Source organism: Acinetobacter sp. G11, from assembly GCF_049808495.1.
In the GTDB taxonomy this organism is placed as follows: domain Bacteria; phylum Pseudomonadota; class Gammaproteobacteria; order Pseudomonadales; family Moraxellaceae; genus Acinetobacter; species Acinetobacter kookii.
The window spans coordinates 1-14,765 of record NZ_JBNCAT010000048.1 but is presented as its reverse complement, the minus strand read 5'-3'; the positions used below and the strand labels follow the sequence as shown (position 1 = coordinate 14,765).

Below are 14,765 nucleotides of genomic sequence, written 5' to 3'. Positions count from 1 at the left end.
AAGCCATCATTGAACAAAGGAATTTAAATCCTGTTCTTGACTCTTGCAGTTAAAAACTGGACATTTTAAATGGTTTATTACATAGACATTTTAATTGGTGAATAACATAAAATTTATTTTATATAAATCATTAATTTAATTCCAATCAAAAAGCTCAATCCTTGCATATTAGGCTTTTTGATTGATTTTTCATGTTCCACGCCTAATATTTGATCATTTTTATAATCGCAATAACTCAAACCACAAGCATTCACCTTTCACTCAATTTTTATGGTCTGATTAAAAGAATTAAATAAACAGGTTAAGTCATATAGCTTAGGCTATTTTTAATGACTTAAATTCTCTTATATGTGAAAGATTGGATTTTAATTTTTCCAATTTACAACGGGAAACTGGTGTTCATCATGCTGAAAATCTGTACTCTGCCAAATATCTAGCATTGGAATTTTGACATCTAGAGCCAAAGGTAATTTTTTTGGATTAAACTGCATATGTTCTAAATCAGCTCCCCATGCAATTAAATCCACATCCAAAGAAATTTGATGTGAAGGGCGTACCCGACCCGAATCTGTTTCCATTTTTTTTAAAATCGCGGTGATGTCATCCGCCGACATGGCGGCTTTTAACAAACACGCCGCATTCCAGTAATCCGCCCCTACAGCATCGCGGCATGGAATCACATAAATTTTAGAAAATTGAACATCTCCCAAACCGGAAATTTGTTTCATAGCGTTTTGAAAATGCTGTTGGGGATGACAATTACTCGCCAGAGCTAAGGCGAATATCGTTTCGGTGGCGTTCAAGACGAATTCCTACAGAATTTGCTTGCGCGATAATGGCAGGCTTACGGATGGTAATCATAATCGATTCTACTGCAGGAAAGGTAGTAAAAAGCGCATTGAGCACAAGTTTTGCTGCATGTTCAATCAGTTCTGGCTTGACATCCTGAATAACTTTGGCAGAAATCTCGCAAATTTCAGCGTAATTTAAAGTATGTTCCAGTTTGTCCGAATTGGAAGCCTGTTCCAGACTGGTCTGAATGGTCATATCCAGCATTAAAGGCTGCATGATTTGGCGTTCCCAGTTGAAACAGCCCACCACGGTTTCAACCTTTAAACCTTCAATGATAATTGCGTCCATTTGATCACTCGAGCATATGATATTTATAAATAATCTCCCTAAATCCCTCTTTATAAAAGAGGGACTTTTCATCGCTTATATTTTTCCAGCAATGAGACACTCCTCCCTTTATGAAAGCGAGTTAAGGAGGGATTAAATTAATGTTTTAACAACACATTTGGATCCAGAGTTTGCACCATTTGCAGGCGCTGGTCTGCATAAATATCGGTATATGGCGCGAGGATGCGCATAAAGCGATCGAAATACAGCATTTGCTTAAACAGCAAGGCAAAGTCACGCGGGAAACGAATGCCATGACGCTCGCCCACGCCCACCATATCCATCATGATGTCGTTTAAATCGGCCGGATTGGAAGTCAGTAATTCCTGAGGATCGGCCAAAAGTACCCCACTGAACAGACGTTCCAAATCGGCAGCAAGGACTTTGGTGTCAATTGCAACAGCGGTCATGCCCATTTTCAGCATGTTTTCTGCCATCAAGTTGTAGTCGGTTTTTTGCAGTGCATCCATAAAGGCAATACAAGCCGTCCAGACTTCAGGTTTCAGTTGACCGACGATGCCAAAATCGATAAAACCGACCCGGCCATCTTCAAGCAGCATCAGGTTTCCGGCATGCAGGTCTGCATGGAAGCTGTTACACATCATCAAGCTGCCAAACCAGGTATTCATGGCGGTAATAAGCACCTGAGACGGGTCTTTCGCCACCTTTTTCACTACATCAAAATCGGTCAATGGTACGCCATATAAGCGCTGCATGGTCAATACACGGCGGGTTGAATATTGATGATAAACCTTCGGTGCAGTGGCTTTCTGGTTTTGCGTTATATTTAGATAATTGACAAAATCATCCAGGTTTTGCGCTTCTTCAATAAAGTCGACTTCGCGGACCATACGGGTTTTAATTTCATCAACTATGTCAGCAAGTGATGCAAATTTCACTTTCGGTACGGCTTTTTCTAAAACCTTGGTGGCCCAGTGCAAGACATTCAAGTCAGTATACAGGATGGTTTCTACACCCGGTTTTTGCACTTTAATTACGACATCTTCACCGCTCACCAGTTTGGCGGCATGAACCTGAGCAATAGAAGCTGAGGCTAAAGGCTTTTCATCAATGGACGCAAAGATTTCATCCAGATTTCGGCCTGCAAATTCAGAGGCCAATACGCCTTGCACATAACTAAAAGGCAAAGATGGGGTCTGATCTAAACAGCCCTGAAATTCTTCCACATATTCACGTGGAAATAATGACGGTGTGCTGGCAATAAACTGTCCAAGCTTGATATAAGTTGAACCGAGTGATTCAAAAGTTTCACGCATGAGCTTGGCGTTACTTGGTTTTTCTGTGGCGTATTTAAAGCCGGCTTTTGCTGCAATTACAGCCGTTTCCCCAACACGGGCAACTGAACGCAGACCATCTAACCAGATATTGTTTTTCATAATGTCAGCTTAGAATTAAATTGTAGTGAGTGTAGCAAAAAAATATGCGCTTGCAGGTTTATCTTGCCTGACAGATTGGACAATCTGTACCTTTTTCGAAAGCAAGCAAGCGCTGTTTCATGCTTAAGCCATCCCAAAGCATCAGTTTCTGCTTCAGTGGTGTTTTGCACAGTCCCAAATAGAGTAAAGCATGATGGGCTTGCAAGCTGGCCATCACATTCGGGGTTGTGGCTAATACGCCAGAATCGGCGCAGCGCAGGTTTTCATTGGCATGCTGTTCTTTGGGAAACAGACATTCATAGCAGGCAGATTCGCCTTCTACCATAAACAGCTGTCCCTGAAAACCAATCGCAGAAGCACTGATTAAAGGTACATTAAATTGCTTGCAGACTTGGTTAACCAGATAACGCGTGGTGAAATTATCGCAGCCATCCAAAACCAGATCTTGCGCTGCAATCAATTCTTCTGCATTGCCCTCATCCAGTTTTACAGCTTGTGACTCAACACGGATATGCGGATTGATCTGCTGTAATCGCTTGGCCAGTATTTCAGCTTTATAGAAGCCAATATTGTCTTCTACATAGGCGATTTGCCGTTGCAGATTACTCATCTCAATGGTGTCGGCATCCACTAAGGTTATTTTTCCCACACCTGCCCGAGCGAGCAGTTCAGCTGTGGTACAACCAATTCCTCCACAACCGACAATCAGGACATTGGCAAGTTTCAGTTTTTCCTGTGCTTCAATGTCCCAGCCCTCCAGCAAAATTTGACGGCTATAGAGATGCATTTCTTCATCAGTTAACTCTAGGTCCATATCTACATCAGTCACTTGCCAATCCCTATCCGCACAATCGCTTTATCTAAATTCAGCATGAATTATAGTTCAAAATAATGACTAAAGAAGACTAAATAAAAAAAGCACCCATTCGGGTGCAAGAGCATGAAACTTTAAAAAACGAAAAAGGGTTTAACTGACTTTCTGGATTCCCTGCATGTTGGCAATTTCCTGCTGCTTGAGTAAATTGCGCTGAATTTTACCACTCGAGGTTTTAGGCAAGCCTTCGACAAATTCGATTTCTTTAGGATAGGCATGCTTCGATAAACGCGAACGGACATATTCCTGAAGTTTATGGCTTAACTCATCCGAAGCCGAAAATTGCGGTTTCAGCACCACAAAAGCTTTCACCACCTCGGTACGCTCCGGGTCTGGTTTGCCAATGACTGCAGACTCCAAGACCTCGGCACATTCCAGCAACGTGCTTTCCACATCGAAAGGACCCACACGATAGCCTGACGTTGTAATGACATCATCAGCACGCCCAATGAAATCTACACCTCCGAGTTCATTTAATTTTACCGTATCACCAGTTAAATAATAATGCCCAACGAATGATTTACGGTTATTGCCGCCATAACCTTTAAACCAGGTTAAAGGCGATTGGGAAAAGTCGATCGCCAAGGTGCCAATGCCGCCTTTTTCGACTTCTTCATGGTTTTGATTCAATACTGCAAAACGATGTCCCGGGTTGGCAAAACCTGCGGAACCGACTTTCTTTTCATGTTGCAAAGCATGATGGTTGGCAATCACCATGCCCAGCTCAGTCTGTCCATACTGATCATAAATATTGACATTCAGGTCATTATTGAACCAGTGAATCACTTCCGGGGTTAATGGCTCGCCGGCACTGCTGACCGCACGTAAATGCTCTTTAATGGAAGGATCAAATTTTTCCTTGAATCCAAAGAACATCCGGAAAGCAGTTGGTGAACCGGTCAAATTGCTGACTTTATATTTCTTAATGATCTGCACGGCGCTGTCTACACTAAAGGCACGTTCATCCATAATGATGCTGTGCCCCAGACTTAAAGGTCCGGTAATGCCGTAATACAAGCCATACGCCCAACCCGGATCGGCCAGATTCCAGAAAGAATCCTGTTCACGTAAATCCACCGCGTGGATCATATAGCCTTTAAATGCCAGCAGCGCCTTTAAAGGAACCTGCACCGATTTTGCCAAACCTGTGGTACCTGAAGTGAACATCATCAGGAAATCATCTGCAAAAGTCTGCATCACCGGTTCAAAAGATTCTGACTGCCCAGCCAGTTCTGTCCAGAAATCGGCGTCAAGATGGCTTGAAACATCGCGTGGATGGACTGTTAAAATATGCGGTACGGTCACACCGTTCAGTTTTGAGCGTTGTTCTGCATTGGTCACAATCAATTGGGTTTTGGCGGTATTGATCCGGTGCTCAATGGCTTTGGACTCAAAAGCAGTAAACAATGGCTGGTAAATTGCACCCATGCGCCAGGTGGCTAAAATGGTAATCAGCAGTTCAGGCGTACGCGGCAATAAACCGGCAATGCAATCCCCTGACTTTAAGCCAATCGAGCTGAAATAATTAGCCAGTTTTCCAGAGGCTTCTGCCAGCTGTTCAAATGTCCATTCCGCAGATTCGCCATTTTTGCCTTCCCAGATTAAAGCCGTTTTATTTAAACCGAGATAACGATCACAGCATTCCACATAGGCATTGACTGACTCGGCGGTACCGACCAGTTGCTCTGCAAGAAAATCATCAAAATTAAACTCTTGATATGCTTGTTGTAGTGTCTTCATGATGACCACCTCTCATCCGTTATTTTATAAGCAAAGCTCCTGCTTTGCTGATCCATTTTGCTTATTGTTCTTACTCTAAACATGCCAAACCTGATTCAGCATCTTTAAGCTTTTTTACTTCACATTTGACTTAGATAAACATGATTTCCAGGCTCCTGCAATTTCCTTATCCATCAGAAAATGTGCAGGATTTGAACACCGACTAAAGTCTAAAATTTAGCCATTTGAAGCTTTAGCCGGTTTAGATTTTAGTCACCTCGCGTGCAATGACTAGGCGTTGAATATCCGAAGCCCCTTCATAAATCTGGCTGACCCGTACATCGCGGTAAATCCGCTCTACCGGGAAATCCGACACATAGCCATAACCGCCATGAATCTGAATGGCATCGGAGCACACCCGCTCTGCTATGGTGGATGCGAACAGCTTGGCCATAGAGGCTTCTTTTAAACAAGGCAGCCCTGCATCTTTTAAGGTTGCCGCATGGAAAATCAGTTGCCGTGCCGCTTCAATCTGGGTGGCCATATCTGCCAGACGGAATGCGACCGCCTGATGCTGCACAATCTCTACCCCAAAAGCTTTGCGTTCATTGGCATATTCCACCGCAGCATCCAGTGCAGCACGCGCCATGCCGACGGATTGTGCAGCAATGCCGATACGACCGGATTCGAGGTTGGATAAAGCGATCTTGTAGCCTTCTCCTTCCTTGCCAAGTAGGTTTTCAGCAGGAATACGGCAATTTTCAAAAATGATGGTGGCGGTATCTGAACAATGCTGTCCCATTTTTTCTTCCAGACGGGACACGATATAGCCTTCTGTGTCTGTAGGAACCAGGAAACAGGAAATGCCTTTTTTCCCTGCGGCTTTATCGGTCACGGCAAAGACAATCGCCACTTGGGCGTGTTTACCTGTGGTAATGAACTGTTTGGTACCATTCAATACCCATTCGTCTCCGTCACGTTCTGCCTTGCATTCCAGTGCACCGGCATCGGAACCGGCTTGCGGTTCGGTTAAACAAAAACAGCCAAGCCATTCACCCGTAGCAAGTTTGCTGAGATATTTCTGTTTCTGCTCTTCTGTACCGTAACGCTGGGTAATGCCACACGGCAATGAATTTTGTACGCTGACAATGGTTGAAATCGCGCCATCACCTGCGGCAATTTCTTCCAAGGCAACGACTAAGGACACATAATCCAGACCGGCACCACCCCATTGTTCCGATACGGTCATACCCAAAGCGCCTAACTCACCCAGTTCTTTCAGTTCTTGTGCGGGAAATTGAGCAGTTTTATCACGTTCTGCCGCAGTAGGTTTTAACCTGTTTTGCGAATAATTGCGCAACATGTCCTGAACCATCTTTTGTTCGTCATTTAAAATCATTGAGCTTCCCTTTCTATATCTATTTTATTCATTTCAAACTTTTTAAAAATGACTGTATCTGAAGTACATGACGGCGACATGGATGTCGCCTGTGAAACTGAGATACAAGGACGTATCTTCAGTTTCACAAAGGATTTTTGTTTCTTTTGATCCCTTAAAAGAAAATACATACATATGCGAAGCTATTTAAACTTGACTAGCAATTTCTTCAAAACATATGAAACTCGGAAATGGCATCAACAACCTGAGCATAAGATAAATAACAATGCTTCAAACAGGTTCTAGATAACTATGGTTTTCTTGCGGCCTCAAAATATATTTTGAGGCACTCATTTTCCCGAAAGAAAAGTAGATTGAACCGAAGGTTAAACAGAGTTTTATTACATATTGAAAAGACTCCGTCATGCCGCCGCAATTATCAATAATTACTTAGGCTGCATACGAATCGCGCCATCCAGACGAATCACTTCACCATTCAAATACGTATTTTCAAAAATATGCCCAACCAGATGTGCAAACTCTTCCGGTTTCGCCAAACGCGGTGGAAACGGCACCATTTGTCCCAAAGCATCCTGCACATTCTGCGGCATGGCTTTCAGCATCGGCGTTTCCATAATGCCTGGCGCAATGGTCATCACACGAATCGCCTCACGCGCCAGCTCTCGTGCCAACGGTAAAGTCATGGATACCACAGCACCTTTAGAAGCAGCATAAGCTGCTTGCCCGAGCTGTCCTTCAAATGCAGCCACTGAAGCGGTGTTGACAATCACCCCGCGCTCTTCTTCACCTGGCTGCAACTGATATTTCGCCATCAAACTTGCCGCAAAGCGAATCATGTTAAAGGTGCCACTGACATTGATATTCAGTACTTTCTGGAACATGCCCAAATCATGAATGCCATCACGACCCAGTACTTTGGCAGACGGTGCAATCCCGGCACAGTTCACCAGACCATTTAACTGCCCGTACTGCTGTTCAATATTTTCAAAGAAGACTTTGACTGCATGCTCATCGGTCACATCCAGCTTGACAAAGACCGAATGTTCACCCAAACGCTGCTGCATTTCCTGGCCCAGCTCCTGGTTCATATCCACCATAATCACCTGAGCACCCTGACCCACCAGATAAGTGGCTGTGGCTGCACCCAAACCCGATGCACCGCCTGTCACGACAAATACTTTTCCTTGAATTTTCATTTTCTGTTCCTGTTAATTCTTTGAATAAACACTCGACTTAAGATGCAGAGTAAATGCAGTTCAGCTAGAGTACAATTTCCAAACCTTGCATCCTTTATGATGGATTTGGACAATCCAGATCACGGCAGCAAAAATACGGAATACGGATATCTGTACATGAATGAACAAGACTTAAATTACAGTAAAGGCACGATCTCGATCAGTCTGGTGCATGAAGCGCTTTTATCTGCCCAGCATCAGGGATTGAACACGCAAAATATCTTGCTCAAATCCGGTATTCCTGTTGAGTTGCTGCATTCCAGTAAGGCTCGCGTTTCAGTTTCACAATATGCCCAGCTCTGGACCGAACTGGCAGATGTCATGAATGACGAGTTTTTTGGGATGGACAGCCACCCAATGCGGCGCGGCAGTTTCAAACTGTTATCCCAATCCGTCATGCATGCCGAAACCCTGGAAAAAGCCCTACAGCAAATTTTGCAGTTTTTAAATCTGCTACTGGATGATTTTATCAGTCAATTGTCTGTGCAAGAAAACTATGCCTATATTGTGATTTATGAACAGAAACACACCAAAAGAATGTTCAGCTATGCCACCTATTTAATGCTGATTCATGCTTTGATGTGCTGGTTAAGCGGACAACGGGTCTTACTGAACCAAATTCAGCTCAAATGTGATGCACCACTGGATGATCAGGACTATAAAGTCCGTTTTTGTGAAAATATTCAATACAATAGCCATGAAAACTATATCCAGTTCGATGCCAATTATTTAAATATTCAGATCAAACAGGACAAACAGTCATGGCATCAGTTTATTAGACAAACACCGCATAACCTGCTGGTGCGCTTTAAAAATCCACATGCGATTAGCTCGCAAATCCGTAAACATTTAATGAATGTTCCACCTGCTGAGTGGCTAGAACTGAATGAAATTGCCCAGCGATTAAATATGTCGGATGCCACCATGCAAAGACGTCTAAAAAGCGAAGGTGTCAGTTATCAGCAACTCAAAAATGATATCCGTCGAGATACGGCCATTGAATTTCTGACCAAAACAGAAAAAACCTTGCAGGAAATTAGCGATGAATTAAGTTTTCACGATCCAAGTGCATTTCATCGTGCTTTCAAGAAATGGACGGGTGTCAGCCCAGGTGCTTATCGCCAAAACAAGGATCTATGAATTAATCTAATTAATAAAACAGTGTTTCCTTTCTCATGATTTAATAATTCTTTGCTTTTCATGAGTTTAAAAAATTGATCTATTTTTCGTCGGAATTTATTTGCAAAAAGTGACAAAATAGATTATTTTTCAACCAATTTAAAGGCATATCTTTATGCCATCTCTGCTGTACTCTCCCTGTTAAATCACCTTATATTAAAGGTTCTGACATGCTTAAGATGATTGATGTACTAGAGCAAAGCCTGGTGCAAAACTTTACTCATTCTCTCAACTCTCACACCGGTCAATTTGATGAGTTATTCCAGCAAGGCATTTTAAATACTTCTGATTCTGCACTTCACAATGTAGTGGTCAATTTCTTCAACCGTGCAGATGCGATTGAAGCAGCGAAAGCACTGGATATCAGTGCTGAACGCATTGCCGCGCTGCAATCCGCTACAGCGTTAAAGGATGATCAATATATTGCAGATACGGCAAAAATTGTGGCGCTTTGTTTAGCCCTTGAAACCGATGCTCTGGCACAGGTTGAAGTTTCAGACTGCTTACAAGATTATCCGATGTAATCTTGCAGAATACAAAAAACGGCTTTTAGGAGCCGTTTTTTAATGCCTATTATTCCTAAATCTTTAACCTGCATGAATATCCATGCTTCAATCTTGAACAACTTGCTGCGATCTTGAGATTGATTCTGATCATTTCTGTTTGCGCACCTGTTTAAGCTTTCAGGTGTAATATCTTCTTGGAAAAACAGAGCTCCATCATCGTTCAACCACATTAAAATGTTAGTGTTATTCACTTATCAAACAAGTCAGCAATTTATCGGTATTTTATTATTTCAGATGTCTCCGCCTAGAACTTTTTGTCATTACATTGAAATGACTATGCAATAACGGAAATCTTTTACACAGTTAAATTTTCTTTATTTCCTTTTATTCATGTTGATGTATGTTTTTTATATAAAATGAAAACATAGAAACATTAAAAATAAATTTAATTGCATTTCAGAAACTTAATATAAATTCATCAGCATATCTAGAATTAAGATAATTTTATAAAAATTACTTTTTTGTCTTCTGTCTTCACTCACTGGCACTATTCGCCGCATCTCATTCAAATCATTTAATTGGGGCGTTTATGCAAAATTCCGGCTTTAAAACCAAAATACTCACAGCGATCACATTCGGCTTGGTCAGTCAATATAGCCTGGCAGCCCTCCCGGATACACTGAAGCTGGATTATGCCTATTACGCTCCGACCAGTTTGGTCGTTAAAGAGCAGAAGTTATTGGAAAAGGCTTTACCCAATACCCAGATTAAATGGGTATTTAGCCAAGGTAGTAACCGTTCACTCGAGTATTTAAATAGTGGCAGTGTGGATTTCTCTTCTACGGCAGGTTTGGCTGCTGTCCTGAGCCGGGCCAATGGCAGTCCAATTAAAACCGTTTATATCCAGAGTCAGCCTGAATGGACGGCCTTATTGGTCGCAAAAAATTCTCCAATTAAAAGCCTAAAAGATTTAAAAGGGAAAAAAATTGCCGCCACCAAAGGTACAGATCCTTTCCTGTTTACTCTGCAAGCACTGGAAACTGCGGGTTTGAATAAAAAGGATGTTCAGCTTGTCCATCTGCAACATCCAGATGGTAAAACCGCACTTGAACGTGGACAAGTCGATGCTTGGGCCGGTTTAGATCCGCTGATGGCTTCTGCTCAAGTGCAGTCAGGTGCAAAATTGCTGTATCGAAATGTCGGTTTTAATAGTTACAGTGTATTAAGCACCAAGGAACAATTTGCCAGCCAAAGTCCGGAAGCGATTGAAGCGGTGATTAAAGCCTACGAACAGGCACGTAAATGGGCCAAAGCCAATCCGGCTAAACTAGCCGAATTGTTGGCACGTGAATCGAAACTGCCTATTGCTGTAGCCAAACTGCAACTCAGCCGTACCAATTTTGAGCAAAACATCCCGACTGTAAAACATATCAATGCCTTGAAAAAATCTGGAACCATTTTGACTGAAGAGGATTTGGTGCGTAAAGGAACCAATGTCAATCAGGTGATTGATCAGCTGTTTGATGCCAAATATGCGAACAAGGTTGTGAAAAAATAATGAGTTCGTCTGTAACAACGAATAAATCACCGATTCAACCTGAAGTTGATAAAGTCCCAGCGCTTGGCTTGCTTAAATTATTAAGCAAGCTGAAGGGCTTGGTCATCCCGGTTATTGCGTTAATTCTGTGCGAAGTATTCGTGAGAAACGGGGTGATTGAACCTTACCTGCTTCCTGCCCCAAGCAGCTTATGGCAGTCACTCCTGGAGCTGTCTTCAGGCGATTTGTGGATACATATCTGGACCAGTACCTTGCGGGTATTTTTGGGTTTCTTTATCGGTAGCGGGCTGGCACTGATTTTCGCAATTTTTGTAGGTTTAAATAAACAGGCGGAAGAATTCCTAGAACCTTCTTTTTCAGCGATTAAGTCGATTCCAAGCCTGGCCTGGATTCCACTATTATTGTTGTGGTTAGGCATTGATGAAGCCTCTAAAATTACCCTGATTGCCATCGGTGCATTTTTCCCGACCTATACCAATACCGTTGCCGCAATTCACGGCGTAGACCGCAAGCTGATTGAAGTGGCGCAAGTCTATCGTTTGAAATACTTTCAACAGATTAAGGAGATTGTACTTCCTGCGGCATCCCCGGGTATTTTAACCGGTCTACGCAACAGCCTGAGCTTGTCCTGGATGTTTATGATTGCAGCTGAACTGATTGCCGCCACCCAAGGGATCGGTTATTTGCTCAGTGATGGCCGGGAAACCTCCCGACCCGACATTGTGATTATTGCCATTATCTTACTGGCCATTTTAGGCAAGATGACCGATAGCTTAATGAAAATTGCTGAAAGCTGGCTGTTACGCTGGCGTGATGTAGTCAAAAAATAAAGCGCATGCTGCGCTTTATTTTTTTATCTTTTTTAAGATTAATGTGGCCACTGCCCCAAAGTCACACGGTCATTACCGCCATAGTCTTTTACGGTACGCACCTGCTTATAACCGGCTTGAGTAAAGAGATGCCGTACCGCCTGCCCCTGATCATAACCATGTTCCAGCACCACCCAGCCATTGACGGTTAAATGCTTTTTGCCCTGCTGGATAATTTGCTCAAGGTCGGCAAGTCCATGCTTGTCTGCCACCAAAGCACGCTCCGGTTCAGTCGCCAGATCCTGCATATGGATATCCTCCGCATCGATATACGGCGGATTGGAAACAATGACATCAAAGAACTCACGTCCCAAAGGTTTAAACCAGGAACCACAGACAAAGCGCACATGTTCAAGGTCATGCTTTTCGGCATTAAACTGAGCAACGTCTAGAGTCGGTGCATAAATATCGGTTGCCGTAATAGACCAATCTGGACGTTCACTGGCAAGAGATAAGGCAATCGCTCCGGTTCCGGTGCCTAAATCGACAATTCGGGCATCTTCAGGCAAGTCGAGTTTCAGCACGGTTTCCACCAGGACTTCTGTGTCTGGACGGGGCACTAAAGTGTCTTTAGTGACTTTTAAATCCAGTGTCCAGAATGGCTGTGACCCCGTGACATAAGCCAGAGGTTCACCTGCTGCAATACGTGCCAGGCCATTACGATATGCCTGTTCTTGCTCTGCTGTTAATTCCAGAGTTTTTTTCAGCGGCAAATCAAAAACATCAATTTTGGTGATGTGCTCAAGCAACCAGGCATTTTCCTGGCGTTCATAACTTTCAGCATCACCACGTAAGGCCAAGGCCTGTGCAATATTCATTAGCCACCATTCTGCTGTGCAAGAAGTGCCAGCTGGTCGGCCTGATATTCACGATGCAAGCTGTCCAGCAATTCGGTCAGGTCACCTTCCATCACGGCATCCAGCTTATATAAGGTCAGGTTAATACGATGATCGGTCATGCGGCCTTGCGGATAGTTATAGGTACGGATACGTTCCGAACGGTCACCCGAACCGACCAGGTCACGGCGCATTTCCGAGGTTGCCGCATCGGCTGCCGCACGTTTGGCATTTTCCAGGCGTGAAACCAGAAGTGCCATGGCTTTGGCCTTGTTCTTATGCTGTGAACGTTCATCCTGACATTCCACCACCGTTCCGGTTGGAATGTGGGTAATACGGACTGCCGAATCGGTTTTGTTAATGTGCTGACCACCGGCACCGGATGCACGGTAAGTATCAATACGCAAATCTGCAGGGTTAATCTCTACCGAGGTATCGACATCGACTTCAGGCAAAATGGCCACCGTACAGGCTGAGGTATGCACACGGCCTTGAGATTCGGTTGCAGGAACGCGCTGTACGCGGTGAGCACCACTTTCAAATTTCAGGCGACCATATACCCCTTCACCATTAATCAGGCAGATGACTTCTTTATAACCGCCATGCTCCCCTTCATTTTCAGACAGGATTTCTATGCGCCAGCCTTGGCTTTCTGCATATTTGCTATACATGCGGAATAAATCACCCGAGAAAATCGCAGCTTCATCGCCCCCGGTTCCGGCACGAATTTCCAGATAGGCAGAGTTGGCATCATTTGGATCTTTCGGAATCATCAGAATATTTAAGTCTGCTTCCAGTTGCTCCAGCAGTGCCTTATTATCTTTTATTTCTTCCTGAGCCATTTCCTTAAAATCAGGATCGCTCAACATGGCTTCAGCAGTTTGTATATCTTCTTCTGCCTGACGGAATTTGCTCCAGACTTCAGTAATTTCAGATAAATCACTATGCTCACGAGACAATTGGCGGAAGCGTTTGTTATCTGAAATCACTTCAACGTCGGCAAGTAATGCGTTTAATTCTTCGTGACGGTCAGAAAGTTGATCTAATCGTAAACGTAACGATTCTTTCATTTTGCTAAATATCTCAATACAAAGGCTATCTCCATGCCTTATAGGACATAGAGCAGCTCAAAAAAATTGTGCCTAGTGTAACGATTCTAAGGGTTAAATGACATAGATATTGTGGGGACAAAACCACATATAAAAAGGGATTGGTTCAAGATGAAACCTCAAATCGCGTCGGTTTCTCGCAGATTTGCCTGATAAACGTGCGTTTTATGAGCATTTTTCAACTTTGTTAAAGAAACTTTACAAAGCAGACACTAAACGCCACAACTCTAGTGGATCCTCTCCACATTGTTGGAAAAAATTTTTGTTACATTTGCCGACATCGAAAGAACTTACTTACAACGTTCACTTTTGGACATGGAGTTAACTATGAAACTTAATGCATTATTACTCAGCGCAACAATGGCAACTGCATCAATGTTTACCGTTTCTGCTCATGCCGACAACTCTACTCGTATTGCGGCAACCTCTGCATTAGGTAGCGTAGCAGGTACCGCAATTGGTAAACAAATGGGCGGCAATACCGGTGCAATGATTGGCTCTGCTATTGGTGGTGCGGGTGGTGCGGCAGTTTCTGCTGACCGTCGCAATCGTACCGGTGCTGCCATCGGTGGCGGCCTAGGTGGTCTAGGCGGTTATGCAGTCGGTAAAAACATGGGTGGAACGACGGGTGGCTATATCGGTTCTGCACTAGGTGCTGCAGGTGGTTCGGTTCTGGGTAAAAAAGTATCGGAAGACCGTCGTGCTGACCAACGCAAATACAAAAAACACTCTAAAAAATATTATCGCAGCCATCGTTAATGCACGAACTGCACATAGTAAAAAAACACCTTCGGGTCACTGCTGTCCCACAAATATCACAAGAAGAACCTCAATTGAGGTTCTTCTTGTTTTCGCCATTTTTTATCAGGCACAAAGAGTGACCTTAAAAGTTTCCTTTCAAATAA

Annotated in this window: 14 protein-coding genes; 5 read left to right on the top strand and 9 right to left on the bottom strand. The window is 43.4% G+C overall.

Annotation, left to right across the window (positions count from 1 at the left end; genetic code table 11):
* Positions 1-365: 365 nt before the first annotated feature.
* The 7 genes from ACPUEY_RS13210 to ACPUEY_RS13180 all read right to left on the bottom strand — a co-directional run bounded on the left by ACPUEY_RS13210 (position 366) and on the right by ACPUEY_RS13180 (position 7,764).
* Positions 366-803 (bottom strand): 2-amino-4-hydroxy-6-hydroxymethyldihydropteridine diphosphokinase, encoded by a 438-nt coding sequence (locus ACPUEY_RS13210; RefSeq protein WP_425122359.1) that lies wholly within the window; start codon positions 801-803, stop codon positions 366-368.
* The gene (folB, locus tag ACPUEY_RS13205; RefSeq protein WP_425122358.1) at positions 760-1,140 is read right to left on the bottom strand and encodes a dihydroneopterin aldolase; all 381 of its coding nucleotides are present in this window, start codon (positions 1,138-1,140) and stop codon (positions 760-762) included. Before folB ends, ACPUEY_RS13210 begins: the two co-directional genes overlap by 44 nt.
* Positions 1,141-1,277: 137 nt before the next feature.
* Positions 1,278-2,576, bottom strand: a complete 1,299-nt coding sequence (locus ACPUEY_RS13200) for an ABC1 kinase family protein (RefSeq protein ID WP_131274966.1) — start codon at positions 2,574-2,576, stop codon at positions 1,278-1,280.
* A 58-nt stretch (positions 2,577-2,634) separates the two neighbouring features.
* Positions 2,635-3,390, bottom strand: a complete 756-nt coding sequence (locus ACPUEY_RS13195; protein WP_425122360.1) for a HesA/MoeB/ThiF family protein — start codon at positions 3,388-3,390, stop codon at positions 2,635-2,637.
* A 153-nt stretch (positions 3,391-3,543) separates the two neighbouring features.
* Positions 3,544-5,190 carry an AMP-binding protein gene (locus ACPUEY_RS13190; RefSeq protein ID WP_425122357.1) on the bottom strand — a complete coding sequence of 549 codons (1,647 nt, stop codon included), beginning with the start codon at positions 5,188-5,190 and terminating at the stop codon, positions 3,544-3,546.
* Positions 5,191-5,431: 241 nt separating this feature from the next.
* A complete protein-coding gene (locus ACPUEY_RS13185) occupies positions 5,432-6,568 on the bottom strand; it encodes an acyl-CoA dehydrogenase family protein (protein WP_425122356.1) in 1,137 nt (378 codons plus the stop codon).
* Positions 6,569-6,993: 425 nt separating this feature from the next.
* Entirely contained in the window at positions 6,994-7,764 is a 771-nt protein-coding gene (locus tag ACPUEY_RS13180) for a 3-hydroxyacyl-CoA dehydrogenase (RefSeq protein WP_425122355.1), read from the bottom strand.
* Between the two features lie 156 nt (positions 7,765-7,920).
* Here ACPUEY_RS13180 and ACPUEY_RS13175 point away from each other — a divergent pair, with 156 nt between their 5' ends.
* The 4 genes from ACPUEY_RS13175 to ACPUEY_RS13160 all read left to right on the top strand — a co-directional run bounded on the left by ACPUEY_RS13175 (position 7,921) and on the right by ACPUEY_RS13160 (position 11,876).
* Complete coding sequence (locus ACPUEY_RS13175; RefSeq protein ID WP_425122354.1) at positions 7,921-8,943, top strand: AraC family transcriptional regulator; 1,023 nt, start codon at positions 7,921-7,923, stop codon at positions 8,941-8,943.
* A 209-nt stretch (positions 8,944-9,152) separates the two neighbouring features.
* Complete coding sequence (locus ACPUEY_RS13170) at positions 9,153-9,506, top strand: hypothetical protein (protein ID WP_425122353.1); 354 nt, start codon at positions 9,153-9,155, stop codon at positions 9,504-9,506.
* A 571-nt stretch (positions 9,507-10,077) separates the two neighbouring features.
* Positions 10,078-11,046 (top strand): aliphatic sulfonate ABC transporter substrate-binding protein, encoded by a 969-nt coding sequence (locus tag ACPUEY_RS13165; RefSeq protein WP_425122352.1) that lies wholly within the window; start codon positions 10,078-10,080, stop codon positions 11,044-11,046.
* Entirely contained in the window at positions 11,046-11,876 is an 831-nt protein-coding gene (locus tag ACPUEY_RS13160; protein ID WP_425122351.1) for an ABC transporter permease, read from the top strand. The genes ACPUEY_RS13165 and ACPUEY_RS13160 overlap by 1 nt, the downstream gene beginning before the upstream one ends.
* A 38-nt stretch (positions 11,877-11,914) precedes the next feature.
* Here ACPUEY_RS13160 and prmC read toward each other — a convergent pair whose 3' ends face one another.
* Positions 11,915-12,733 (bottom strand): peptide chain release factor N(5)-glutamine methyltransferase, encoded by an 819-nt coding sequence (gene prmC / locus ACPUEY_RS13155; protein ID WP_425122350.1) that lies wholly within the window; start codon positions 12,731-12,733, stop codon positions 11,915-11,917.
* Positions 12,733-13,821, bottom strand: coding sequence for a peptide chain release factor 1 (gene prfA, locus ACPUEY_RS13150; protein WP_092818289.1), 1,089 nt, complete (start codon positions 13,819-13,821; stop codon positions 12,733-12,735). Before prfA ends, prmC begins: the two co-directional genes overlap by 1 nt.
* Positions 13,822-14,187: 366 nt before the next feature.
* Here prfA and ACPUEY_RS13145 point away from each other — a divergent pair, with 366 nt between their 5' ends.
* The gene (locus ACPUEY_RS13145) at positions 14,188-14,619 is read left to right on the top strand and encodes a hypothetical protein (protein ID WP_425122349.1); all 432 of its coding nucleotides are present in this window, start codon (positions 14,188-14,190) and stop codon (positions 14,617-14,619) included.
* The last annotated feature ends 146 nt before the right edge of the window (positions 14,620-14,765 follow it).